Raw genomic sequence first — 21,716 nt, 5'->3', positions numbered from 1 at the left:
GCCCGTCGGATTAGATTTAGCATCAACGAGATATAGAAGGATGACAGTACGTGGCTCGTGACTACTACGGCATTCTTGGTGTAGAAAAGTCGGCGTCTGACGCCGAGATTAAAAAGGCCTATCGCAAGCTGGCGCGCAAGTACCACCCGGACGTTAACCCGGGCGATGATGAGGCTGCGGAGAAGTTCCGCGAGGCTTCCCTTGCCCAGGAGGTTCTTCTGGATCCACAAAAGCGCCAGGTAGTCGACATGGGCGGAGATCCCATGGAGGACCGCGCCGCACAGGGCGGCGGTGGTTTCGGCGGCTTTGGCGGCGGCGGTTTGGGCGACCTCTTTGCCGAGTTCTTTGGCGGCGGGGCCGCCTCCCGCGGCCCGCGTTCCCGCGTCCAGCCGGGTGATGATGCCCTGCTGCGCACCACTATTACCCTCGAAGAGGCCTACAGTGGCGTCAAGCAGCAGGTCAAGGTCGATACCGCCGTGCTCTGTGACCGCTGCGAGGGAACCGGTTCCGAGTCCAAGGCGAAGCCGGTTACCTGTGATCACTGTGGCGGCATGGGCCAGGTCCAGGAGGTCCAGCGCAGCATGCTGGGCAACATGATGACTACCCGCGAGTGCCCGAAGTGCTACGGCTTTGGTGAGGTCGTCACCGATCCCTGCGGCCACTGTGGCGGCGATGGCCGCGTGCGCAAGCGCCGCGATATCACCGTGACCATCCCGGCGGGTATCGGCGATGGCATGCGCATCCGCATGGCCTCTCAGGGCGAGGTCGGCCACGGCGGCGGCCCCGCCGGCGATCTCTACGTCGAGGTCCACACCGAACCGCATCCAGTCTTTGAACGCAATGCCGATGACCTGCACTTGACCGTTCGCGTTCCTATGGTGGATGCCGCCCTCGGCGCGTCCTGCACCGTCGAGCAGCTCGATGGCGAAGAGCTCACCCTCGACATCGCGCCGGGTACCCAGCCGGGCGAGTCCATCACCCTCCAAGGCAAGGGCATGCCGCGCCTGCGTACCGATGGTTTTGGCAATCTCCACGCCCACGTGGACGTCGTTATCCCGACTGACCTGGATAAGAAGACCCGCGAGGCCCTCGAGAAGGTCCGCGCCGCTGGCCACAGCGGCACCGAGGTCCACCACGCCGGGGACAACCAGGGCGAGTCCCTCTTTAGCCGCTTCCGCGATAAGTTCCGCCGCTAATGTCTTTGCCTGTCTTCCTGCATCCGGATCTTTCCCTCGCGGAGGTCGGCCAGCCCGTGGGCCTCGACGGCGCGGAAGGCCGCCATGCGGTCACCGTCAAGCGCATGGGACCAGGAGAGCACCTGGTCCTGATCGATGGGTCCGGGCTCCGCATCACCGCCACCATCACCGACGTGCAGGGCAAGGACACCCTCGCCGCGCGTGTCGACGACATCGCCACCTCCTCCGAACCGTCCCCACGCGTCATCGTGGTCCAGGCCATTCCCAAGTCGGAGCGCGCCGAACTCGCCGTCGACCTGGCCACACAGGCCGGCGCGGATGAGATCATCGCGTGGCAGGCCGATCGCTGCGTGTCCAAGTGGGATGCGAAGAAGGCACCGAAGGCTCTGAGCAAGTGGGAATCGGCGGCCGTGGCGGCGGCGAAGCAATCGCGCCGTACCCGAATCCCGGCCGTGCGCGGGCCCGTGACCACCCGTCAGCTGTGCGAGGAGATTTCCGGTACGGGTGCACTGGTGCTTCACGAGGACGCCACTTTGCGCCTCAAAGACCTGGATGACCTCGATACCGCTGAGACGATCTACCTGCTCGTGGGGCCTGAGGGGGGAATCGGCGAGGAGGAACTCGCCCGGCTCACCGCGGCCGGTGCGACGGCGATCAAACTGGGGCCGGAGGTGTTGAGGACGGCGTCGGCAAGCATGGTGGCGCTGGCTAGCATCGGCACGCTGACCTCGCGCTGGTAGCCTTTTGGGCGTGCCTATTATCACCACCAAGTTTGATCTCGATTCCGCCTACCTGGCCACCGTGCTTGGCCCGGCGGACGATAATCTGCGCGTTCTGGGCAACCTCGTTGGCGTGGACCTTTTTGCCCGCGGCACCACTGTGACTGCCGCGGGTCCCGACTATGACGTGGCCCGCGCGCGCAAGGTTTTGGAGGAGCTCGAGGCGATTGCGCGCCGCGGCCACCCGGTCAGCACCGACACGGTCAAGCACACGCTCGACCTCGTCGCAGTCGATGCCCCCGAGTCCGTTTCTGAGGCCCTCGCGGCGGACATTGTCTCCCGCCGTGGCAAGTCGGTGCGGCCAAAGACGTTGGGGCAATCGCGCTACGTGCAGGCCATTGATGAGAACACCATCGTCTTTGGCATCGGCCCGGCTGGTACCGGTAAGACCTACTTGGCGGTGGCCAAGGCGGTGCAGGCCCTGCGTGCCAAGCAGGTCAGCCGTATTATTCTGACCCGTCCCGCGGTGGAGGCAGGGGAGAAGCTGGGCTTCTTGCCTGGCACTCTCAACGACAAGATTGACCCCTACCTGCGCCCGCTCTATGACGCCCTGCGGGACATGATTGACCCCGAGATGATTCCGAAGCTCATGGAAGCCGGCATCATCGAGGTCGCTCCCTTGGCCTATATGCGTGGCCGCACGCTGAATGACGCTTTCGTCATCCTCGACGAGGCCCAGAACACCACGCCTGCGCAGATGAAGATGTTCTTGACCCGTCTGGGCTTTGGTTCCACCATCGTGGTGACCGGCGATATCTCCCAGGTGGACCTGCCTGGCGGCCAGGTCTCCGGCCTGCGTCTGGTGCGTCGCATTTTAAAGGGCGTGCCGGATATTCACTTTGCGGAGCTGGGCTCTGCCGATGTGGTGCGCCATCAGCTGGTGGGCCGTATCGTGGACGCTTACGATAACTTTGCTGAGCACGAGGAGAAGAAATGAGCATCGAATTCATCAATGAATCCGGCTTTGATGGCGTGAACGAGGAGATGCTCATCGACGTCTGCTCCTATGCCCTCGGCCGCCTTGACGTGAACCCGGATGCTGAGTGCACCATTACGGCTGTGGACCTGCAGACCATCGCGGACCTGCACGTGCGCTGGATGGACCTCGAAGGCCCCACCGATGTCATGAGCTTCCCCATGGACGAGCTCACCCCGGGCGCAACCGGCGGGCGGCCTGACGCGCCTGAGCCAGGCCCCGCCATGTTGGGCGATATCGTGCTCTGCCCCGAGTTCGCCCAGCGCCAAGCCAACGCCGCCGGTCACTCCCTAGGCCACGAACTGGCTTTGCTTACCATTCATGGTTGCCTGCACCTGCTGGGCTATGACCACACCACTGCCGCGGAGGAAAAGGAAATGTTCGGCCTGCAGAACGAGCTGCTGGCTGACTGGTACGAGGACTTAGACTCCCGCGGTGTTTCCTACCAGCCCAAGCCCTCTGGGCCGAAGGCCTTCCCGGACGCGGCCGAGCGCGCCGAGCTGGACAAGGAAGTTCCCGGCGGCGGAATCTAAACCCGGCCCAACGTTGAGGTGCTTTCAGGGGCGTAGCACAATGGAGGGTTATGAACATCCTCTCCATCCAGTCCCATGTTGCCTACGGTCACGTTGGCAACTCCGCCGCCGTCTTCCCGCTTCAGCGTGCTGGCCACGAAGTGTGGCCTATTCACACGGTGAACTTCTCCAACCACACCGGCTACGGTGACTGGGGTGGACCGATGATTCCGGCCAGTGATGTCACCGCCATCGTGGACGGTATTGAGAAGCGCGGCGCCTTCCCGCGCATCGACGCAATCCTCTCCGGTTACCAGGGCGGACCGGACATCGCCGGTGCCATCGTGGAGACCGTCAACCGCATCAAGGCTGTGAACCCGAAGGCCCTCTATGCCTGCGACCCGGTCATGGGCAATGCCAAGTCCGGCTGCTTCGTCTCTGATGAAATCCCGCCGCTGCTGCGCGATAAGGTCGTACCGGTCGCTGACATCATCACCCCGAATCAGTTTGAGCTGGGCTACCTTACTGACTCTTCCGTGAACACCCTCGAGGAAACCCTCGCCGCGGTGAAGAAGGCCCAGGACATCGGCCCAAAGACCGTGCTGGTCACCTCGGTTCAGCGCCCTGAAACCGATGAGGACGAGATTGAGATGCTCGCCGTAGATGGTGAGCGCGTCTACCTCGGGGCCACCCCGAAGCTGCCTTTTAAGCGCAATGGATCGGGCGATGTCACCGCGGCGCTGTTCACCGGCCACTACGTGGAAACCCACGACGCGAAGGAAGCGCTCAAGCGCACCGCCTCCTCGGTCTACGATTTGCTGCACAACACCTACGAGGCCGACGCCCGAGAGCTGCAGCTCATTGAGTCCCAGGACGTCTTTGCCAACCCGCGCCTGCAGTTCCACGTCGAAGAACTCTAGCTTCCGGCCTCTATCTAGCTTCCACCCGGCCCATACCCGGCCTCTACCTAGCATCTTCCTCGCCTCTATCTGGCCTCTGCGGCTCCGCAGGCTTCACCAGCAGATGTACCGCGAGCAGAAGGCATCTGCCACAGGGCATCGTGCATGAGGCATTAGCCAAAAGGCGTTTTCACGGCTGAAAACGCCTTTTGCGTTGTCTAAAGGGCGTTTTCACCCCGGAAGATGCCTTTTAGCGGATGCCCTTTACGAAACACCCGCCACCGGCGACCAAACCACCCGCCACCTACGACCAAACCACTCACCACCTGCGACCGATTAACAGGTCCCTTTAGTCTGGTCCCTTTTCACTGACAAGGGACCATGTACAGAGCGAAGACCGGCTCCAGAAGGTCCCTTTGCACTGTAAAGAGACCAGAGTAGAGGGGCCAAACTAAAAGGACCTTCCGTCCTGCACGCAGCGGGAGCGGGAATTCAGAAATCGTGAGCTATGATGAAAAACAATATGAGCACCGATTTCGACGCCGCCTTCGCGGGCCTGCCTGAAGAAGGCGAGGCCACCGCCGCGGACTATTCGCAGTACACCAACACGCCAGAGGGCTTCCGCTCTGGCTTCGTGTCCTTCGTGGGCCGCCCCAACACCGGCAAGTCCACGCTCACCAACGCGCTGGTGGGCGAGAAGATCGCCATCACAGCCGACCAGCCCGAAACCACCCGCCACCCCATCCGCGGACTCGTGCACCGCGAAGATGCGCAGATTGTTGTCGTCGATACGCCTGGTCTGCACCGCCCGCGCACCTTGCTGGGTGAGCGCCTCAACGAGGTCGTCAAAGACACGTATGCCGACGTCGACGTCATCGGCTTGACCATTCCCGCGGATGAAAAGATTGGCCCCGGTGACCGCTGGATTCTGGAGAACGTGCGCAAAGTCGCGCCGAAGACCCCGATCATCGGCATCGTGACCAAGCTGGACAAAGCCTCCAAAGACCAAGTCGGCGCGCAGCTGCTCGCACTGCATGCGCTTCTCAGCGAGGACAACCCTGACGCCGTCGTCATCCCCGTCTCCGCTACCGAGCGCGTGCAGCTGGAGGAGCTCACGCAGGTCATCGTCGACCACCTGCCGGAAGGCCCGAAGTTTTACCCGGATGACCACGTCACCGACGAAGACCAGGCCGAGCGCATCGCTGAGCTCATCCGCGAGGCCGCCCTGGCTGGCCTGAAGCACGAGCTCCCGCACTCCGTGGCCGTGGAAGTCGATGAAATGCTACCTGACCAGGAGCGCCCCGACGTCCTCAACGTCCACGCCGTGCTCTACCTCGAACGCCCCGGCCAAAAGCGCATCATCGAAGGCAAAGACGGCCGCCGCTTCCGCCGTATTGTGGGCACCGCCCGCAAGGAAATCATCCAGCTCCTCGGCCAGAACGTCTACCTTGACCTGCGCATTAAGGTGCTGAAGAACTGGCAGTCGGACCCGAAGGCGCTGGGCCGCTTGGGCTTCTAGATGCGCGAGAATTTCCGCGACCGCGCCCTCGTCATCCGCACCTACGATTTCGGGGAGGCGGACCGCATCATCGTGCTGCTGACACGCAATCACGGTCTCGTGCGCGGCGTGGCGAAGGGGGTGCGCCGCGCGAAGTCGCGCTTCGGCTCGCGCCTGCAGCTCTTCGTCAACCTCGACGTGCAGCTTTACCCCGGCCGCAACCTCTACACCATCGCGCAGGCAGACACGGTGGACTATTTCGGAGCGCGCATCATCGAGGACTATGAGCGCTATACCGCCGCCTGCGCCGCCCTCGAGTCCGCTGAGCGCCTCGCCGCCGCCGACGCCCCTGGGGATCCCTACCTCTACGAGGCGTGTGTTGACGTCCTCAACCAACTCCAGCACGGAGATCCGCTCTTGCTTCTCGACGCCTTCCTCCTCAAATCCATGTCCCACGCCGGCTGGGCGCCCAGCCTGTTCGATTGCGCCCAGTGCCAAAGGCCCGGCCCCCACCACGCCTTCCACCCGGCCGTGGGCGGGGCTGCTTGCCACCAATGCCGCCCGCCGGGAGCCGCCGAGGTGGACCCGGAAACCCTGCACCACATGTGGCTCATCGCCCACGGTCACCCTAGCCAGCCCACCCACGCCCAGGCGCAGGAAGCCCACCGCCTGACCCGCGCCCACCTGCAATGGCATCTTGAGCGAAGCGTTGGCGCGTTGGGAATCATGGAACAGTAGACTGTAATGCGTGATTACGCCTGACCCGAACCGAGTGCTCCACCCGCCCGCTATCCCGCAGGAGTTCCTGCCGCGCCACATCGCGCTGGTCATGGACGGAAATGGCCGCTGGGCAGAGGAGCGCGGAATGAAGCGCACCGAGGGCCATCGTAGGGGAGAAGCAGTGCTTCTCGACGTCGTCGATGCCTGCCTCGCCCTCGGCATTCCCTACCTCTCGGCCTATGCTTTCTCCACGGAGAACTGGCGCCGCAGTGCCGAGGAGGTCCGCTTCCTCATGGGCTTTAACCGCGACGTGCTGCGCCGCCAGCGCCACTGGCTCAACGAGAGGGGAGTGCGCGTGGTGTGGGCAGGCCGCCGCCCGCGTCTGTGGCGCTCAGTTATCAAGGAGCTCGAGGCCGCCGAGGAGCTCACCAAGGACAACACCAAGATGACCCTGGTGATGTGCGTGAATTACGGAGGGCGCGCCGAGCTTGTCGACGGCATCCGTACCCTCGCCGAGCAGGTCTCCCGCGGCGAGCTCGACCCACGCTCCATCAACGAGAAGACGGTGAGCTCGGTGATGTATGACCCCGATATGCCGGACGTGGATTTGTTCCTGCGCCCTTCCGGCGAGAAGCGCACCTCCAATTTCCTGCTCTGGCAGTCGGCCTACGCAGAGATGATTTATCAAGACAAGCTCTTCCCAGACTTCACTCCGCAAGACCTGTTCGCTGCGGTGGAAGAGTACGCGCGGCGTGACCGTCGCTTCGGCGGTGTCAAATAGCCCGCCTAGACATCTGGGATAAAGATGTCCTCGATGCGGCAGGAAAAGTGGCGCGCAATCTGAAAGGCGAGGGGAAGCGAAGGATCGTAGCGCCCCTTTTCAATGCTGATGATGGTTTGGCGCGAGACTCCCAATTCGGTGGCGAGGCCTTGTTGCGAGAGCCCGCGTTGTTCGCGTATCTCTTTGAGGCGGTTATCCACGGCTTAGCTCGCCGCCTGCTTGTGAGCGAGATAGCTAATGCCAAAGGTACCAGTAACGAAGGCGCCCAGAATGATCGTGAGCAGGGGACCGGAGACGCTGAATTCCCAGATGGACGAGACGATGCCGAGTCCACCGATGGCAAAGAGCATGGCATGCAGGGTGTTTTCGGAAGCCTGTGAATACCAGTGAGACTCGATAGAATTCTCCGGGTCTGGGGTAGCACCCCGAATAGTGGAACGATCCACCATGAAAGCCCAGCTAGCTACAGTGGTTACGGGGAGAAGGCACAAAGCGTAGACCATAAAAGCTAGCCACGGTGCTTCCTGGTGCACGAAGGCCGCAATGGCAGCTCCGGCAACCGTGGCGAGAACGAGGCCCGCGGCCAGGGATAGGGCGATGAGTGTGGTTTGGGTACCGCCCCACTTGGGGCGGCCAAAGCGAGAAGTGGGCATAAAGTTCCTCCTATCAGTGACGGCTGTAAAGCGTGCTTTACGCACATCATATGTCAAGCACGCTTTACTGTAAAGGGTGCTTTACTTTATTTGATGGAGGAAATGGAGTTGCCGCAGGTAAAGGGCAAAGAAAAACCTCAGCTCCGCCACAACGATAGGGCGGGCTGAGGTGGAAGGTTCTCTGTTAAGAAGGTGTGCTTAGGATGCTGCGGAGCACTCGGCACACGTGCCGAAGATCTCGGCATCGTGCCCGGTGAGCTCAAAGCCGTGTTCCTTGGCTACCGAGGAGGCCCACTGCTCGATGGGGCCGCCGTCGATTTCTTCGGTGCGGCCACACCTGGTACACACCAAATGGTGGTGATGGGCATCGGTGTCGCAATGTCGGTACAGCGTCTCGCCGGAAGGCATATGGAGCGCATCAACCGCATCGATCTCAGAGAGTGATTGCAGCGTGCGGTAGACGGTGGTGAGGCCGACCTTCTGGTGGTCGTCGATAAGCGCCTGGTGAATGTCCTTGGCGGACGCGAACTTGTCGAGCTTCCGAAGGACCTCGACCACAGCGGTGCGCTGACGGGTATTGCGCGCGCCGAGCTTCGGGATGCTGTCGTGGATGGCCATGCTGCTTAGCCTATCAATACACTTTCAATAAGGGTATTAGGTGGTGGCCAGGGCAGCGTCGGCAAGCAGCGGCAACACCTTAGGAGCCGCCAAGCTGTAGCGCACCTCGCGACCCAAACGTTCGCTATCCACAATGTTCGCGCGTTTGAGAACGCGCAGGTGTTGGCTTATAAGTGGCTGCGACTTACCCGTTGCGGCAACGAGCTCGTGCACATAGTGATCGCGCTCAGCTAGGCGCTGAATGATATCGATACGCAAAGGTGAATCTAAAGCACTGATGACCGTCGTGGCGGCATCGATATCAAAGGAGAGAGGGGCTTCAGGAGTGGTATTCACGCCGTTCACTTTCGATCGTTTCTATAGAGGTAGAGATATATATACTATAGCCGAAGAATGCGAAAACGTGTATAGAATACACCACACTTGTGGGGTGAGGGCGCGGAGCAGGTTGGCGCACGCTAGACTAGTTCGCATTGTAAAAGACTGTCCCCTACCAGAGGAGTCCCACTAACCATGGCATCCGTCATTGATACTGTTGTCAGCCTGTGTAAGCGCCGCGGCTTGGTCTACCAGGCAGGTGAAATTTATGGCGGTTCCCGCTCTGCGTGGGACTATGGCCCGCTGGGTGTCGAGCTGAAGGAAAACATCAAGCGTCAGTGGTGGCGCCACATGGTGCAGTCCCGCGATGACGTCGTGGGTGTAGACACCTCCGTCATCCAGCCGCGCCAAGTCTGGGTGTCCTCCGGCCACGTCGAGGTCTTCACCGACCCACTGGTGGAGTCCAAGCACACCGGTAAGCGCTACCGCGCTGACCACCTCATTGAGGCCTACGAGGAAAAGCACGGCCACGAGCCGGCAAACGGCTTGGCGGACATCAATGACCCGGAGACCGGCCAGCCGGGTGACTGGACGGAGCCGAAGGCCTTCTCTGGCCTGCTCAAGACCTTCCTGGGCCCGGTCGACGATGAGCAGGGCCTGCACTATCTGCGCCCGGAGACCGCGCAGGGTATCTTCGTCAACTTCAAGAACGTCATGACGTCGTCGCGTATGAAGCCGCCGTTTGGCATCGCGAACATCGGTAAGTCCTTCCGCAACGAGATCACTCCGGGTAACTTCATCTTCCGTACTCGCGAGTTCGAGCAGATGGAGATGGAGTTCTTCGTCAAGCCGGGCGAGGACGAAGAATGGCACCAGTACTGGATTGATGACCGCTTCAACTGGTACATCGACCTCGGTATTAAGAAGGAGAACCTGCGCCTCTACGAGCACCCGCAGGAGAAGCTCTCCCACTACTCCAAGCGCACTGTGGACGTGGAGTACGCCTACAACTTCAAGGGGTCCAAGTGGGGCGAGCTGGAAGGCGTGGCCAACCGTACGGACTACGACCTGTCCGTGCATGCGAAGGGCTCCGGTGAGGACCTGTCCTACTTTGACCAGGAGGCCGGCGAGCGCTGGACCCCGTACGTCATCGAGCCGGCCGCTGGCCTGGGCCGCGCCATGATGGCCTTCCTCATCGATGCCTACGATGAAGAGGAAGCCCCGAACGCCAAGGGCGGCACCGATAAGCGCGTGGTTCTGCGCCTGGACCGCCGTCTGGCTCCGGTTAAGGTGGCCGTGCTTCCGCTGTCGAAGAAGGAAGAGCTGTCCACCCCGGCTCGCGAGCTGGCCAACAAGCTGCGCGCACATTGGAACGTTGAGTTCGATGTTTCTGGTGCTATTGGCCGCCGCTACCGCCGCCAGGACGAAATCGGCACACCCTTCTGCGTGACCTTTGACTTCGACACTCTCGAGGACAACGCGGTCACCGTGCGCGAACGTGACTCCATGGAGCAGGAGCGCGTCAAGCTCGATGAGCTTGAGGCTTACCTGGCAGCCCGCCTGATTGGCTGCTAATGCACTACACCAGCTGGGACCGCAGTGATCGCCAGAACCCCGTCCTCCTCGTGGAGGAGGGGCCAGCATCGCTGGGTGTATTCCAGGAACGCTCGGCCGACGTGGACGGTGACCACTGGCGCTTGGCCCTCGATGATTTGGGTGCTTCCATTACCTTGGAGGATGACCGCGTCTACCGCCTCGCCGGCAACGTTAAGCGTGACAAGCGCCTAGAGGCCTCGCTCGATGGGCGTACCTTCGCCTTCATCAACGAGGCCGGCGGCGACTGGATTGTCGAGGACAGCTCAGGAGTCAAGGTGGCCCAGTTCTCCTCCAAGAACTCCGGTGTGCGCAAGGCCATCCTCGAATTCGAGGGCGAGAACAGCTCCGACTCCGGTGACCTCGATGACGGGGAAATCGCAGGTTTGAGCTGGTTTACGCGCATCATCTTGGAAGCGCGCACGCAGCGCACCGCGATTCCCATCATCGCAACGCTGGTGCTGTTGTCCATCGTCGCCATCATCACGGTGCTGATCTAATGCAGCGCTGGGTGTGGTGCGACGGGGCGTTGGTCGATGGCGCTGGCGAGGTCATCGGCCGCGTGAATCCGACGGGCCTGCTGCTGCCCGGATCGGGCACCACCATCACCTTTGAGCACGTCCCGGACGCGCGCAGCTTTAGCGTGCGCGGACCCGACTTTTCGGCGGAGCAAGTTTCCTTCACGGTGAAAAAGCTACGCGCGGTCTGTCAGGGGCGCGAGTACCTGCTCGAGCGCACGAACCCTTTCCGCCGCGAACGCCGCATCCTCGCTGTGTCTGGCACCGCCACCGAGGTTGCCCGCACCACCCCGCGGGGCCGAGACCTCGAGGTTGCGGTGGGCACACTACCTCTCACGGACGCCGCCTTCACCAGCTACTGCTGCCTGCTTCTCGACGGCTCCACCCGCCCCTTACGCACCTAAATCCCCACTCGCAGCTTCGCTGGCGCAAGGCACCTGGCTCAAGGCACTTGGTAGAAGGCAAGTGGCAAAGGGCATCCGCCAAAAGGCATCTTTGGGCGTGAAAATGCCATGTAGAGGCAGTAAAAGGCGTTTTCAGCTGTGAAAACGCCTTCTAGCAGATGCCTTGTGCGGCATGCCGCCCGTGCACTGTGTCCCCCAACCCCCAGATCCAGACCCAGAGGCGGGGCTGGGACCCATACCAAGTCCGAGCCGCCGGGTGAATGCGGGGCGGCTGGAAGGAGCTGAGTAGAAATCGCAAGGCGCGGCTAGAAGGAGCCGCCGCGGAAACCGCCACCGCCACCACCGGAGAAACCACCGCCGAAGCCACCACCGCCGAAGCCGCCGCCGAAACCACCGCTGTGGCCGCGAGAGCTGCCGCCGCCGAGGACCTGGCCCAGCACCATGCCGGTGAGGATATTGCCCGCAGCATCGGTGGCTTGGCGGCGCTGCTCCTGGCGGCGATACGCCTCCAGGTCCGCCTTGGCGCGCCTCAGCGAGGTCTGGGCAGCCGCAGCCGCATCGCGGGAGAAGTTGAGCGCCGCACGCAGGTCCTTGGATGCGGAATTCTGGGCTTGAGCGTAGAGGCGGGTGGCATCGGCAAGAGCCACACGCGCATCGGGACCCACCACGCGGCCACGGGAGGAGAGCAGGTCCTCGGCTGCCTGGATGGCGGATTCCGCCGCGGCGATTTGTTGACGGTAGAGCGCGATCTGGCGCTCACGAGTGGAATTGGTTTCGCGGACGGTGTCGAGTTGCTCGTCGAGCTTGGTATCGATAGCCGTCAGCGCGGTGTACTGGCCCAACGGGTCAGCCTGGCCGTTGTTGTGCGCCTGGTCCACGGCGGCCCGCGCCGTGGAGAGCAAGTCCTCCAGCGCGGACCAATCGGCAGGCGAGCCCTGGGCCTTGCCCTGCTGTTCCAGCTGCTGGGCTTCGGCGATTTCGCCCTCGACTTCATCGATGAGCGCCGGCAGGTTGTCCTTGGCAGAAGCGATGGAGTTCTCGGCGTTCTCCACACCGGTGAGCAACCGGTCAGAGACCTCAAGGGCATGTTCGGCATCGCGAATAATACCCACGAGCGGCCCCTGCTGGCCGGCAGGCTGGGACTGGAGCGAACGGCCGCGCTCGAGTAACTTCTCGGCCTCGGAGAGCGAGACCTCCGCCATCTCCGGATTATCCGCGATGGAGGACAATGCCTCCTCGGAATAGGAACCGCCAAGGGTGGACAAGGTGGTACGAGCCTGAGGCAAGCGGCCACGCAGATCCACCGTGCGGCGCGTGAGTTCATCGAGTTTCGAGCCGGCGTTAATCAGCAGGTCACGCATCTGGGCGAAGTCCGCTGCCTGCGCGTCGAGGGCATCGTCAGCCTGGCCACAAGAGGAAATAATCTCCACCAGCATCTGGCGGCGCTCACCCTCAGTTTTCGGCAGGTTGTCATTGAGCTGCTGCTGCAACTGGAAGGCCTTTTGCAAAGTCAGCGTGGAGTGGTTCATCGCGCGCGTGAACGGGCGGGTTCGCTCCGGGCCGAATTCGGATACCGCGATATCGAGCTCTTCCTTGCCACGGCGGATGGACTCGTCGGTAGAGACCAACTCCTCTTGTGCCAGCTGAGACAGAGTGGCCAGATCCAGGCGGTCGAGCTGCGAGGTATTCCCCGGCTCAATCTGGCGCGCGGATTCCAACGCGGCTGCCGAGTCCTTTTTGGTTTTGCGCCGGCTAGCCGCCGCAATGCCGCCACCAGCCACCACCAAGGCACCGGCGCCACCAGCCAGCCACAGCCCACCATTGCCACCGGAGCCGTCGGAGGAGCCAGCAGAACCAGAGGAGCCGGAAGAGCCGGACGAGGCAGCGTCGACAAGCGCCAGCGCCGACGCCCCATACTCGCGGCCACCCGCAAGCTTGCCGTACGCCGCGTCATACATCGCATCCAGACGCCCGCGCGGCCACTCTTTACCGGTCTGCACGCCCATCGTGGAATCCTCCACGCCCACCACATAGGCAGCAGAATTCGGGCCCTTGGCCTTCACAATCTCACCCGCGTAGGCCTCCGCACCTTCCGGCAAGGAGGAGGCGAAGACAACGAAAACCACCACGTGGTGTTCCTGCTGCAGCTTGACAATCTTGTCCTCCAACTCGGACTTCTCCGAGCTCGAGAGCACCCCAGCCTCATCCGTCACCTTGTCCTTGAGCGAGGCGGCCTCAGGTGCGGCAATAACGAATTCTGTGGCCAGAGCAGGCCCAGCCGTCGCGCACCCCAACACGAGGGCGGCGAGGGCAGCGCGGCCAATACGAGCAGCAGTAGTCATGCGCACCACGATACCTTCCCGGCGCTAAGGTAGTAAGACAGTGAAATACGTCATTGTCTTAGGCGCCGCGCAGTACGACGGCCGCCCCTCCCGCATCCTGGCCGGTCGCGTGCGCTACGCCGCCGAGTATGCCACCGCGCACAATCTCCCCATCATCACCGTGGGAGGGAACTTGCCCGGAGATAGGTTCACGGAGGCGGGGGTAGCACGAGCCATGCTTGCCGACGTCCCCCTTAACGTCACCGCCCTCACCGAAGGCCTCGACACCCGCAGCTCGCTGGTTGCCGCGCGTGAGAAGCTCAACGTGCGCGAGGCCGTCATCGTCACCGATCCGCTCCATCGCCTGCGCACCTTCCTCATCGCCCGCCAGGAAGGAATCACGGCCACCGTCCTCGGCACGCCTTATTACCCCTCGCCGCGTTTTTCCATCCCGTGGTGGCGCTATCTAGCCCACGAGGTCGGCGGGCTTATCTATTTGGGCCTGCGCACCGTCGTAGGGGAGGAGCGCTCCGCCGGATTGCGCACGGCCTTCTACCGCATCGAGCGCATCATCCGCCCCAACCAGGCTCTGCGCCACCGCGTCATTGGCGCGAGGCAGCCCCAGCAAGATAGGGACAGCGCCTAAACTAAAGCCCCGTGAGCTACAACTATTCCGCCGATGACGTCGCCCGCTTGGCCGCCGAGAGCCCCAAAGGCTCAGCCCTAAGTTCCACCGAGGAGCACCGCGGCGCCTTCTCCCGGGACCGCGCCCGCGTCCTGCACTCGGCGGCCCTGCGCCGCCTGGCGGATAAGACGCAAGTCGTTGGCCCCCGCGACGGCGATACCCCGCGTACCCGCCTGACCCACTCCTTAGAGGTCAGTCAGATTGCGCGCAGCATCGGCGCTGGCTTGGGCCTAGACCCCGATCTGTGCGATATGGCCGGTCTGACCCATGACATCGGCCACCCGCCCTACGGCCACAACGGTGAGAACGCCCTCAACGAGGTAGCTCTCGGCGGCTTCGAAGGCAACGCCCAAACCCTGCGCATCCTCACCAAGCTGGAACCCAAAGTCGTCCTCGAGACACCTCAAGGCCTGAGCAGCTATGGCCTCAACCTCACCCGCGCCTCGCTCGATGCCGCCTGCAAATACCCCTGGACCAAGACCAACCCCGACGGCACACTCAACCGCAAATACGGCGCTTATGACGAGGACGCGGACGTACTGCAGTGGCTCCGCCAGGGCCACACTGACCAGCGCAAGTCCATGGAAGCCCAGGTGATGGATTGGTCAGATGACATCGCTTATTCCGTCCACGACGTCGAAGACGGCATCATCTCCCGCCGCATCTCACTGGGCGTTTTGTGGGACCTTGTGGAACTCGCACAGCTGGCGGACAAGGGCGCCAAGGCCTTCGGCGGCACCGCCGACGAGCTCCTCGAGGCCGCTGACCGCCTGCGCCAACTGGACATCATCAATGCCATCGGCAACTTCGACTATTCCCTGCGCTCCTATACCAACTTAAAGAAGATGACCTCCGAGCTCGTCGGCCGCTACGTAGGCGCTACCGTCTCCGCCACACTAGAAGCCAATGACGGTCCGCTCGGCCGCATGAATGGTGACCTCCACGTCCCGCCAGGAGCGGTCGCGGAGGTCACCTTGCTCAAGACCATCGCCGTCCTCTACGTCATGGACGAACCTGCCCACCTTGCCCGCCAAGACCGCCAGCGCGAGCGCATCTACCGCGTCTACGACTACCTCGTCGCCGGCGCCCCCGGCTCGCTGGACGCCACCTTTGCCCTGTGGTGGAACCAGGCCGAGACCGATCTGGGGCGCGACCGCGCCATCATCGACCAGATCGCCTCCATGACAGAATCCCGCCTCGAGCGACTAGCCCAGCGCAGCGCCGAGCTCTTCGGATTCCTTAGCTAACGCACGAGCGCTACGCCCTGATCCTCCAACACCGAGGAAATCCGCGACAAGTCATCCTGCTCTAGGTCAAAGTCGGCGGCGATAATCGCCTGAATGTGCTGCTCCCGCAAGAAATCCGCGAGGTCATCGAGGTTGTGCGGCGCCCCCGCCGCATTGCTGCGCAGACGGCCCAGCGCACCATAGAAATCCTCGCGGCTGCGGATAGCCTCCGTAATGAGAATGCGGTCCATGCTTGTTAAAAATCCTTCAGTTCTTACGCACTATTCGGCGTCCGGAATCGTGCAGAAGCTCTCGTAGTGGTCATCGGTGTAGTACCACACGTCCGGGTCCGTCTCGCTGCCACCACCAGTGACGATGCGCTTAGCGCCGCGGTGCCCGATGCCCGGGGTATCCACCGTGTATTCGCGATAATAATTCTTATCCTGCTGCGGCAGCACGCCCTCATAATTGCCAAAGCGCACGTTGTCATTGTCCGGATAGTCATAGGGCCCGCCGGCCAGAATGTCCTGTGCGGTCTCCTCCGCCTGCTCGGGCAGGGAGTCCATAGCGCAGGTGGGCAGGTCATCCTCCTCGGAGCCATGCTTGGCGACGTCCCCCTTATCCCCCTTCTCCGAGGCCTGCTCCGTCTGGCCGCCGTTGCTGCTCCCGAGGTCGATGCCAAAATAACCCGCAACGAGCACGAGCACTGCACCACCGATGAGAGCAGGCAGTGATTTCCTGGAGGGGGAGGACTGGGACATGCCTCCCATCATTGCAGCTATAGGGCCGAAACTGAAATCCCGTCCGCGCGTACTGTAAGCCGCGCGGACGGCTTCATGGCCATCGATGGCTCCGCCGCCACCGCGCGGGGTACTCTGTACGCATGGCACGAGGCAGAATTCCGGACAGCGACATCCAAGCTATCCGTGAACGCGCGCCTATTGAAGAAATCGTGGGCGAATACGTCCAGCTCAAACCCGCTGGCTACGACTCTTTGAAGGGGCTGAGCCCCTTCAAAGATGAGAAGACTCCGTCCTTCCACGTGCGCCCGCAGCGCGGCTATTATCACTGCTTTTCCACGGGCAAAGGCGGCGATGTTTTTAGCTTCCTCATGGAGATGGAACAGGTCACCTTCCCGGAAGCCGTGGAGGCGGTAGCCCAAAAAATCGGCTACCACATCAACTATCAAGGCGGCTCCACCGGTGCTCGTGATGAAAAGCCCGGAACCCGCCAGAGGCTTATCGCCGCCAACAAGGCCGCGCATGAGTTCTACCGCCAACAGTTAGAAACCCCGCAGGCGGCAACCGGCCGTGAGTTCCTGCTGGACCGAGGCTTTTCCAAGGACATCATCTATGACTTTGAATGTGGATATGCGCCTGAGGGCTGGGATACCGCCACCAAGCACTTGCTGCGCATGGGATTTTCCTTCGAAGAGCTGGAGGCCGCCGGAATCTCGAAAATGGGCAAGCGCGGCCCGATTGACCGCTTCCACCGCCGCCTGCTGTGGCCCATTAAGGATCTCTCCGGCAATGTCATCGGCTTTGGCGCCCGCAAGCTTTTCGACGATGACAAGCTGGGCAAGTACATGAACACGCCCGAAACCATGCTTTACCGCAAGTCCAAGGTGCTCTTCGGCCTGGATTTGGCCAAGCGCAACATCGCGGAGCAGCACCAAGCCGTGGTGGTGGAGGGCTACACGGATGTCATGGCCATGTATGCCGCCGGCGTGAAGACGGCCGTGGCCTCCTGCGGCACCGCCTTCGGCGGCGATCACCTCCAGGTGCTGCGCCGGCTCATGCTCGATGATTCCTACTTCCACGGCGAGCTCATTTACACCTTCGATGGTGATGAGGCCGGCCAGAAGGCCGCCATGCGCGCCTTCGAGGGTGAGCAGAAGTTCACCGGCCAGTCCTTTGTCTCCGTTGCTCCCGACGGCATGGACCCGTGCGACCTTCGCCTTGAGCGCGGCGATGCCGCCGTGCGCGACCTCGTGGCGGACCGCATCCCAATGTTTGAGTTCGTCATCCGTTCGGTCATTTCAGACTTCAGCATCGACTCGGCCGAAGGCCGCCTCCAAGCCCTGCGCCGCGCCGTGCCAGTCGTGGCCCAGATCCGGGACCAACCTCTGCAGCGCGAGTACGCCCGCCGCCTCGCCGGGTGGGTAGGCTGGCCGGACCCGGAGGAAGTCCTCCACCAAGTACGCCAGGAGGCCCGCAAACCTAAAAAACAGGAGCGCCCGCGTTTTGCCAGTCTGGAGGAAACGTCCTCAGCACCCGCGCAGTCCGCTGCCCCCGTCATGCACATCCCCGGCCCCCGTGAGCCCCACCTGTGGCCACAGCGCGAGGCCCTCAAGCTGGCCCTGCAGTACCCGCAGATTGCCGGCAGCTACTTCGATGGCATCACGGAGGATGCCTATTCCAACGAGGCTTACCGCACCGTGCGCCAAGCCATCTCCACCCTCGGTGGCGTGACCGCCGGTGCTGAACAGCCCGGCGTGGAGTGGCTCGCCGCCGTGGCCGGGGAGATGCCGGATCTTATGGCCCGCAACTTCGTCTCTGAGCTCGCCGTGGAACCCATCAAGCTGGGCGAGACCGGCAACCCCGATACCGATCTGGAGGCCTACGCCGATTCCGTGCTCTCGCGACTTCAGGAAGCCCGGGTGGGCGACCAAGTGGCCCAGCTCAAGGCACAACTAGGCCGCATGCGCCCCTCGGACGACGAAGAGTCCTATAACTCACTCTTCGCGGACCTCGTCGCCCTCGAGCAAGCTCGCCGCGAGCTCAATGACCGCGCCTTCCGCGGCGTGCGCTAATCAGCGCGTTAATCCTCGTCCGGCTCGTAAATCCGGTCCGCCGTCATTCCATCCGCGGTGCCGCTGGCGCCACGCTTACCGCGCTTCCCTTTGTTGTAGTCCTTCAGCTCGCGCATGCGCGGGTCCGGATCCAAGCGGTTGGCCACAGCCTTGCGTGCCGAACGCACCGCGGATTTGGTGACAGGGGAGTTCACGGCCTTTTCATAAGCGCCCTTAATTTGGTGGTAGCGCTTGCGCCCAGCCTTGGTTCCAAAGACATATCCGGCGGCAGCGCCCACAACAAATTGGATCATTGGAAACTAGTCATCCCCTTCTTCAGCCGGCAACGAGTACCAGCGGTGGCGTTCACATCAGCGTTCACAGTACGCGCGCAGGCGGCTGTGCTGGCACGTACACGTCTGAGGCACAGCCTACCTGCTGCGAGCCCGCAAAGTAAGGCTATGTGGGGAGTGGAGAATAGTTTTCCGCTGAGGACTTCCCCTGCGGCCCACCTCACGTTAGGTTAAATGTGTGGAGAATTCGAAGAGAACGCATGCGGCGTCGGCAGCCGTGGCGATGGCGGCACTTCTTACCGCCAGCCTGAACCCTGCAGAAACCCGCGCTGCCTGCCCGGAGGAAATTCGCGAGGTCAGCGCCGCGGAAGACTAGTGGCGCACCATCGCCGTTTACCTTCCCGTCACGTCGCGGACACCTGCAGGGTGTAAGAAATCCCTTATGCCTACATTTTCCCGCGCGCTGGCGGCCCCGATTGCCGCCGTGCTGGTGGTCACCTCCGCCCCGCCCGCAGCCTTGGCGGCCGACCTTCCCTTCACCATCCCCGCGCTCGCAGATCCCATGACGGGCTCAAGCACCGGTGAAGCACCAGTACAGCACCCCGGCGCACCCACACCCCAGCCCTTTACCCCGGACTACCTCGTGGGTTTTCCCTCCGATGTCTCGTCCTATCAGTACGGCGTGTACTGGGAAGTGGTGCGGCTTTACGACGACATCAAGACCAACCCCACCACCATGGCTGAGGACCTCGATAAAGCCGTGGCCATCAACAACGCCGCGGCTGGTGACGCCACCCTCATCGCCCGCGCCCAACGCGACGCCGCCGCGGACACCGATGGCGTCATGGCCGCGGTCTCCGATGCTATGGGGCCGGAACTGGGCCAAGCCTTCCGTGATGCTTTGGCGGAGCACCGTCTGCCTAAAACTGAGTACCTTCTGGGCAATGGCTACCTTGCCCGCGCGGGTGGGTTGGCCAGCTCTACCTTTGCCGAAAAGCACTACTTCAAAGCAGCGCGACCTTTCCAGCAGGCTCCGGACCGCATCAAGCGCTACAACGACGGCACCAAGAACTACTACCTGGATTCCCCAGCCTTCCCCTCCGGCCATACCAACCAAGCGGTGTGGGTCACCACGCTATTGGCCACCATGCTCCCGGAGGTTGGTCCCCAGCTGGCCCTGCGTGGCGCTGAGGCAGGTAATCACCGCGTGGTCATGGGTGTGCATTCGCCGCTCGACGTCATCGGTGGCCGCATGACCGGCCTGGCTGCTGCCGCCGACCGCCTCAACGATCCCCGCATGCGCGATGCCCTGCACCAAGCCGAGGCCGAAATCCGTGCTGAGATCCAGTGGCGCACCGGCAAGGACATTGCCACCCTCGTGAACGAGCAGAACGCCGCTGGCACCACCTACGCCACCGCCACCCAGGCCGCCGAGCGCTATGCGCCCATGGCTGACTACGGCCTGAGCACCATCTACCACCCGGACGCGCCCATGATTGTCCCGAAAGCTGCGCCCGTTCTCCTTGAGGCAGCCCACCCCAACCTCAACTACGAACAGCGCGCCGACGTCCTCCGTCAAACCGCCACCGCGCCCGGAACCCCACTGGATTGGCAGGGCGCAAGCGGTTCGTGGCAGCGCATCAACCTGGTGAAGGCGTTGGGCGCGCAGGTGGCTGTGGACGAAGATGGAAATGTCCACGTAGCAGAAGCACTGTAGACTTTTAAAGAAAGTCTCTCCCGGTAAGAATGAAGGAAGTTTATGTCTAAGCCGAAGATCATGACCGTGTATGGAACCCGCCCGGAGGCAATCAAGGTGGCGCCGGTCATTAAGGCTCTGGAGAAGGACGAGCGTTTCGAATCGGTAGCTGTTTCTACGGGCCAGCACCGTGAGATGCTGGAGCAGGTCAACACCATGTTTGGTATTGAGCCAAAGCTGGACCTGCAGCTGATGAAGCCCGGGCAGAGCCTGAATGAGATTGTCTCCCGCGCTCTTATGGGGCTGGATGAGGTTATCGATGCCGAACAGCCGGACGTCATTATCTCTCAAGGTGATACTTCCACGGCAATGACCGCTGCGCTTGCGGGTTTCCACCGTGGTGTAAAGATCGTGCACCTGGAAGCTGGTCTGCGTACCGGTGACATTCACTCGCCCTTCCCGGAGGAGGCTAACCGCAAACTCATTGGCCAGGTAGCTGAGCTGCACCTCGCACCCACGGCAGGGTCGATGGAAAACCTACGTCGCGAGAATGTTCGCTCTAAGGACATTGCGGTCACCGGTAACACCGTCATTGATGCTCTGCTAGAGGCCGCTAGCTGGAACACTGAGTTTGAAGATGCAGCACTCCAGGAAGCCGCAGCATCCGACAAGCGCCTCGTCGTTGTTACCACCCACCGTCGCGAGAACCTCGAGGCTATGAAGGAAATCGGCGGCGCTGTCAAGGACTTGGCAGAGACTTACCCGGACATCAACTTCGTTCTGCCACTGCACCTCAACCCCAAAGTCCGTGAGGCCGTGCTTCCGGAGGTTGAGTCCCTACCTAACGTCATCATCACGGACCCGCTGCCGTATGACCAGTTCACCAAGCTGCTTGACCGCGCCACCATCATTTTGACAGACTCCGGCGGAGTCCAGGAGGAAGCCCCGGCGTTGGGCAAGCCCGTTCTGGTCATGCGCCAGAACACTGAGCGCCCCGAAGCCGTTGTCGCCGGCACTGTGAAGCTGGTGGGCACTAACCGTAGCCTTATCGTGGCGGAAGCCAAGCTGCTTCTTGATGACTCCGCTGCCTACGACGCTATGGCCAACGCCGTCAACCCGTACGGCGATGGCAAGGGCGCTGAGCGTGCCGTGGCAGCCATTGCGGAACTTCTCGGCGTGGGCGAGCGCCTTCCTGATTTCGCACCCGATATCGAGGCCTAACCTGAGACTGCGCGGGGG

At 62.5% G+C, this 21,716-nt stretch carries 25 protein-coding genes; 17 read left to right on the top strand and 8 right to left on the bottom strand.

What is annotated here, in order from left to right:
• Positions 1-50: 50 nt before the first annotated feature.
• The 8 genes from dnaJ (at position 51) to I6J26_RS02885 (ending at position 7,361) form a co-directional block, all read left to right on the top strand.
• Complete coding sequence (dnaJ, locus tag I6J26_RS02920; RefSeq protein ID WP_115023131.1) at positions 51-1,196, top strand: molecular chaperone DnaJ; 1,146 nt, start codon at positions 51-53, stop codon at positions 1,194-1,196.
• Positions 1,196-1,936: a 16S rRNA (uracil(1498)-N(3))-methyltransferase gene (locus I6J26_RS02915; RefSeq protein WP_115023129.1), complete on the top strand. Its 741-nt coding sequence runs from the start codon at positions 1,196-1,198 to the stop codon at positions 1,934-1,936. The genes dnaJ and I6J26_RS02915 overlap by 1 nt, the downstream gene beginning before the upstream one ends.
• Positions 1,937-1,946: 10 nt before the next feature.
• Entirely contained in the window at positions 1,947-2,912 is a 966-nt protein-coding gene (locus I6J26_RS02910; RefSeq protein ID WP_115023127.1) for a PhoH family protein, read from the top strand.
• Positions 2,909-3,484, top strand: coding sequence for an rRNA maturation RNase YbeY (ybeY, locus tag I6J26_RS02905; protein ID WP_115023125.1), 576 nt, complete (start codon positions 2,909-2,911; stop codon positions 3,482-3,484). The genes I6J26_RS02910 and ybeY overlap by 4 nt, the downstream gene beginning before the upstream one ends.
• A 50-nt stretch (positions 3,485-3,534) precedes the next feature.
• Positions 3,535-4,383 (top strand): pyridoxal kinase PdxY, encoded by an 849-nt coding sequence (gene pdxY, locus I6J26_RS02900; protein ID WP_115023123.1) that lies wholly within the window; start codon positions 3,535-3,537, stop codon positions 4,381-4,383.
• Positions 4,384-4,885: 502 nt separating this feature from the next.
• Entirely contained in the window at positions 4,886-5,881 is a 996-nt protein-coding gene (gene era / locus I6J26_RS02895; protein ID WP_395858305.1) for a GTPase Era, read from the top strand.
• Positions 5,882-6,598 carry a DNA repair protein RecO gene (gene recO, locus I6J26_RS02890; RefSeq protein ID WP_115023121.1) on the top strand — a complete coding sequence of 239 codons (717 nt, stop codon included), beginning with the start codon at positions 5,882-5,884 and terminating at the stop codon, positions 6,596-6,598.
• A 10-nt stretch (positions 6,599-6,608) separates the two neighbouring features.
• Positions 6,609-7,361 carry an isoprenyl transferase gene (locus I6J26_RS02885; protein ID WP_052319757.1) on the top strand — a complete coding sequence of 251 codons (753 nt, stop codon included), beginning with the start codon at positions 6,609-6,611 and terminating at the stop codon, positions 7,359-7,361.
• A gap of 5 nt (positions 7,362-7,366) precedes the next feature.
• Here I6J26_RS02885 and I6J26_RS02880 read toward each other — a convergent pair whose 3' ends face one another.
• The 4 genes from I6J26_RS02880 to I6J26_RS02865 all read right to left on the bottom strand — a co-directional run bounded on the left by I6J26_RS02880 (position 7,367) and on the right by I6J26_RS02865 (position 8,968).
• The gene (locus I6J26_RS02880) at positions 7,367-7,561 is read right to left on the bottom strand and encodes a helix-turn-helix transcriptional regulator (protein WP_070686508.1); all 195 of its coding nucleotides are present in this window, start codon (positions 7,559-7,561) and stop codon (positions 7,367-7,369) included.
• A gap of 3 nt (positions 7,562-7,564) precedes the next feature.
• Positions 7,565-8,014, bottom strand: coding sequence for a hypothetical protein (locus tag I6J26_RS02875; RefSeq protein ID WP_115023119.1), 450 nt, complete (start codon positions 8,012-8,014; stop codon positions 7,565-7,567).
• Positions 8,015-8,212: 198 nt separating this feature from the next.
• A complete protein-coding gene (locus I6J26_RS02870; RefSeq protein ID WP_115023117.1) occupies positions 8,213-8,632 on the bottom strand; it encodes a Fur family transcriptional regulator in 420 nt (139 codons plus the stop codon).
• 36 nt (positions 8,633-8,668) lie between these two features.
• Positions 8,669-8,968, bottom strand: coding sequence for an ArsR/SmtB family transcription factor (locus I6J26_RS02865; RefSeq protein ID WP_115024418.1), 300 nt, complete (start codon positions 8,966-8,968; stop codon positions 8,669-8,671).
• Positions 8,969-9,145: 177 nt separating this feature from the next.
• On the opposite strand from I6J26_RS02865, the gene I6J26_RS02860 reads away from it, so the two are divergent.
• From I6J26_RS02860 to I6J26_RS02850, 3 genes are read left to right on the top strand one after another with little or no spacing between them, the layout of a single operon-like run.
• The gene (locus tag I6J26_RS02860) at positions 9,146-10,525 is read left to right on the top strand and encodes a glycine--tRNA ligase (RefSeq protein WP_115023114.1); all 1,380 of its coding nucleotides are present in this window, start codon (positions 9,146-9,148) and stop codon (positions 10,523-10,525) included.
• Positions 10,525-11,043, top strand: coding sequence for a hypothetical protein (locus tag I6J26_RS02855; RefSeq protein ID WP_115023112.1), 519 nt, complete (start codon positions 10,525-10,527; stop codon positions 11,041-11,043). Before I6J26_RS02860 ends, I6J26_RS02855 begins: the two co-directional genes overlap by 1 nt.
• On the top strand, positions 11,043-11,465 hold the full coding sequence (locus I6J26_RS02850) for a hypothetical protein (protein ID WP_115023110.1): 423 nt from the start codon (positions 11,043-11,045) through the stop codon (positions 11,463-11,465). Before I6J26_RS02855 ends, I6J26_RS02850 begins: the two co-directional genes overlap by 1 nt.
• 305 nt (positions 11,466-11,770) lie before the next feature.
• Here I6J26_RS02850 and I6J26_RS02845 read toward each other — a convergent pair whose 3' ends face one another.
• A complete protein-coding gene (locus I6J26_RS02845) occupies positions 11,771-13,807 on the bottom strand; it encodes a TPM domain-containing protein (RefSeq protein WP_115023108.1) in 2,037 nt (678 codons plus the stop codon).
• A gap of 40 nt (positions 13,808-13,847) precedes the next feature.
• Between I6J26_RS02845 and I6J26_RS02840 the strand changes: the two genes are divergently transcribed.
• Positions 13,848-14,432 carry a YdcF family protein gene (locus I6J26_RS02840; RefSeq protein WP_115023106.1) on the top strand — a complete coding sequence of 195 codons (585 nt, stop codon included), beginning with the start codon at positions 13,848-13,850 and terminating at the stop codon, positions 14,430-14,432.
• Positions 14,433-14,443: 11 nt separating this feature from the next.
• The gene (locus I6J26_RS02835; protein WP_115023104.1) at positions 14,444-15,718 is read left to right on the top strand and encodes a deoxyguanosinetriphosphate triphosphohydrolase; all 1,275 of its coding nucleotides are present in this window, start codon (positions 14,444-14,446) and stop codon (positions 15,716-15,718) included.
• On the opposite strand, the gene I6J26_RS02830 is transcribed toward I6J26_RS02835, so the two are convergent.
• Both I6J26_RS02830 and I6J26_RS02825 read right to left on the bottom strand, forming a co-directional pair.
• The gene (locus tag I6J26_RS02830; RefSeq protein WP_039676338.1) at positions 15,715-15,948 is read right to left on the bottom strand and encodes a hypothetical protein; all 234 of its coding nucleotides are present in this window, start codon (positions 15,946-15,948) and stop codon (positions 15,715-15,717) included. The two genes, I6J26_RS02835 and I6J26_RS02830, sit on opposite strands and share 4 nt — an antisense overlap.
• Positions 15,949-15,978: 30 nt before the next feature.
• Positions 15,979-16,458 carry a ribonuclease domain-containing protein gene (locus tag I6J26_RS02825; protein ID WP_115023102.1) on the bottom strand — a complete coding sequence of 160 codons (480 nt, stop codon included), beginning with the start codon at positions 16,456-16,458 and terminating at the stop codon, positions 15,979-15,981.
• Between the two features lie 122 nt (positions 16,459-16,580).
• Here I6J26_RS02825 and dnaG point away from each other — a divergent pair, with 122 nt between their 5' ends.
• Positions 16,581-18,509, top strand: coding sequence for a DNA primase (dnaG, locus tag I6J26_RS02820; RefSeq protein WP_115023100.1), 1,929 nt, complete (start codon positions 16,581-16,583; stop codon positions 18,507-18,509).
• Positions 18,510-18,517: 8 nt separating this feature from the next.
• Here dnaG and I6J26_RS02815 read toward each other — a convergent pair whose 3' ends face one another.
• Positions 18,518-18,802: a hypothetical protein gene (locus I6J26_RS02815; RefSeq protein WP_049157298.1), complete on the bottom strand. Its 285-nt coding sequence runs from the start codon at positions 18,800-18,802 to the stop codon at positions 18,518-18,520.
• A 217-nt stretch (positions 18,803-19,019) separates the two neighbouring features.
• Here I6J26_RS02815 and I6J26_RS02810 point away from each other — a divergent pair, with 217 nt between their 5' ends.
• The 3 genes from I6J26_RS02810 (at position 19,020) to wecB (ending at position 21,698) form a co-directional block, all read left to right on the top strand.
• Positions 19,020-19,157: a hypothetical protein gene (locus I6J26_RS02810; protein WP_181815387.1), complete on the top strand. Its 138-nt coding sequence runs from the start codon at positions 19,020-19,022 to the stop codon at positions 19,155-19,157.
• A 66-nt stretch (positions 19,158-19,223) separates the two neighbouring features.
• Complete coding sequence (locus I6J26_RS02805) at positions 19,224-20,498, top strand: phosphatase PAP2 family protein (RefSeq protein WP_115023098.1); 1,275 nt, start codon at positions 19,224-19,226, stop codon at positions 20,496-20,498.
• A gap of 42 nt (positions 20,499-20,540) precedes the next feature.
• A complete protein-coding gene (gene wecB / locus I6J26_RS02800; protein WP_115023096.1) occupies positions 20,541-21,698 on the top strand; it encodes a non-hydrolyzing UDP-N-acetylglucosamine 2-epimerase in 1,158 nt (385 codons plus the stop codon).
• Positions 21,699-21,716 lie beyond the last annotated feature (18 nt).

This window comes from Corynebacterium minutissimum, assembly GCF_016889765.1.
GTDB lineage: Bacteria > Actinomycetota > Actinomycetes > Mycobacteriales > Mycobacteriaceae > Corynebacterium > Corynebacterium minutissimum_B.
The sequence above is the reverse complement of the archived record's forward strand: the minus strand, read 5'-3'. Positions and strand labels throughout refer to the sequence as shown.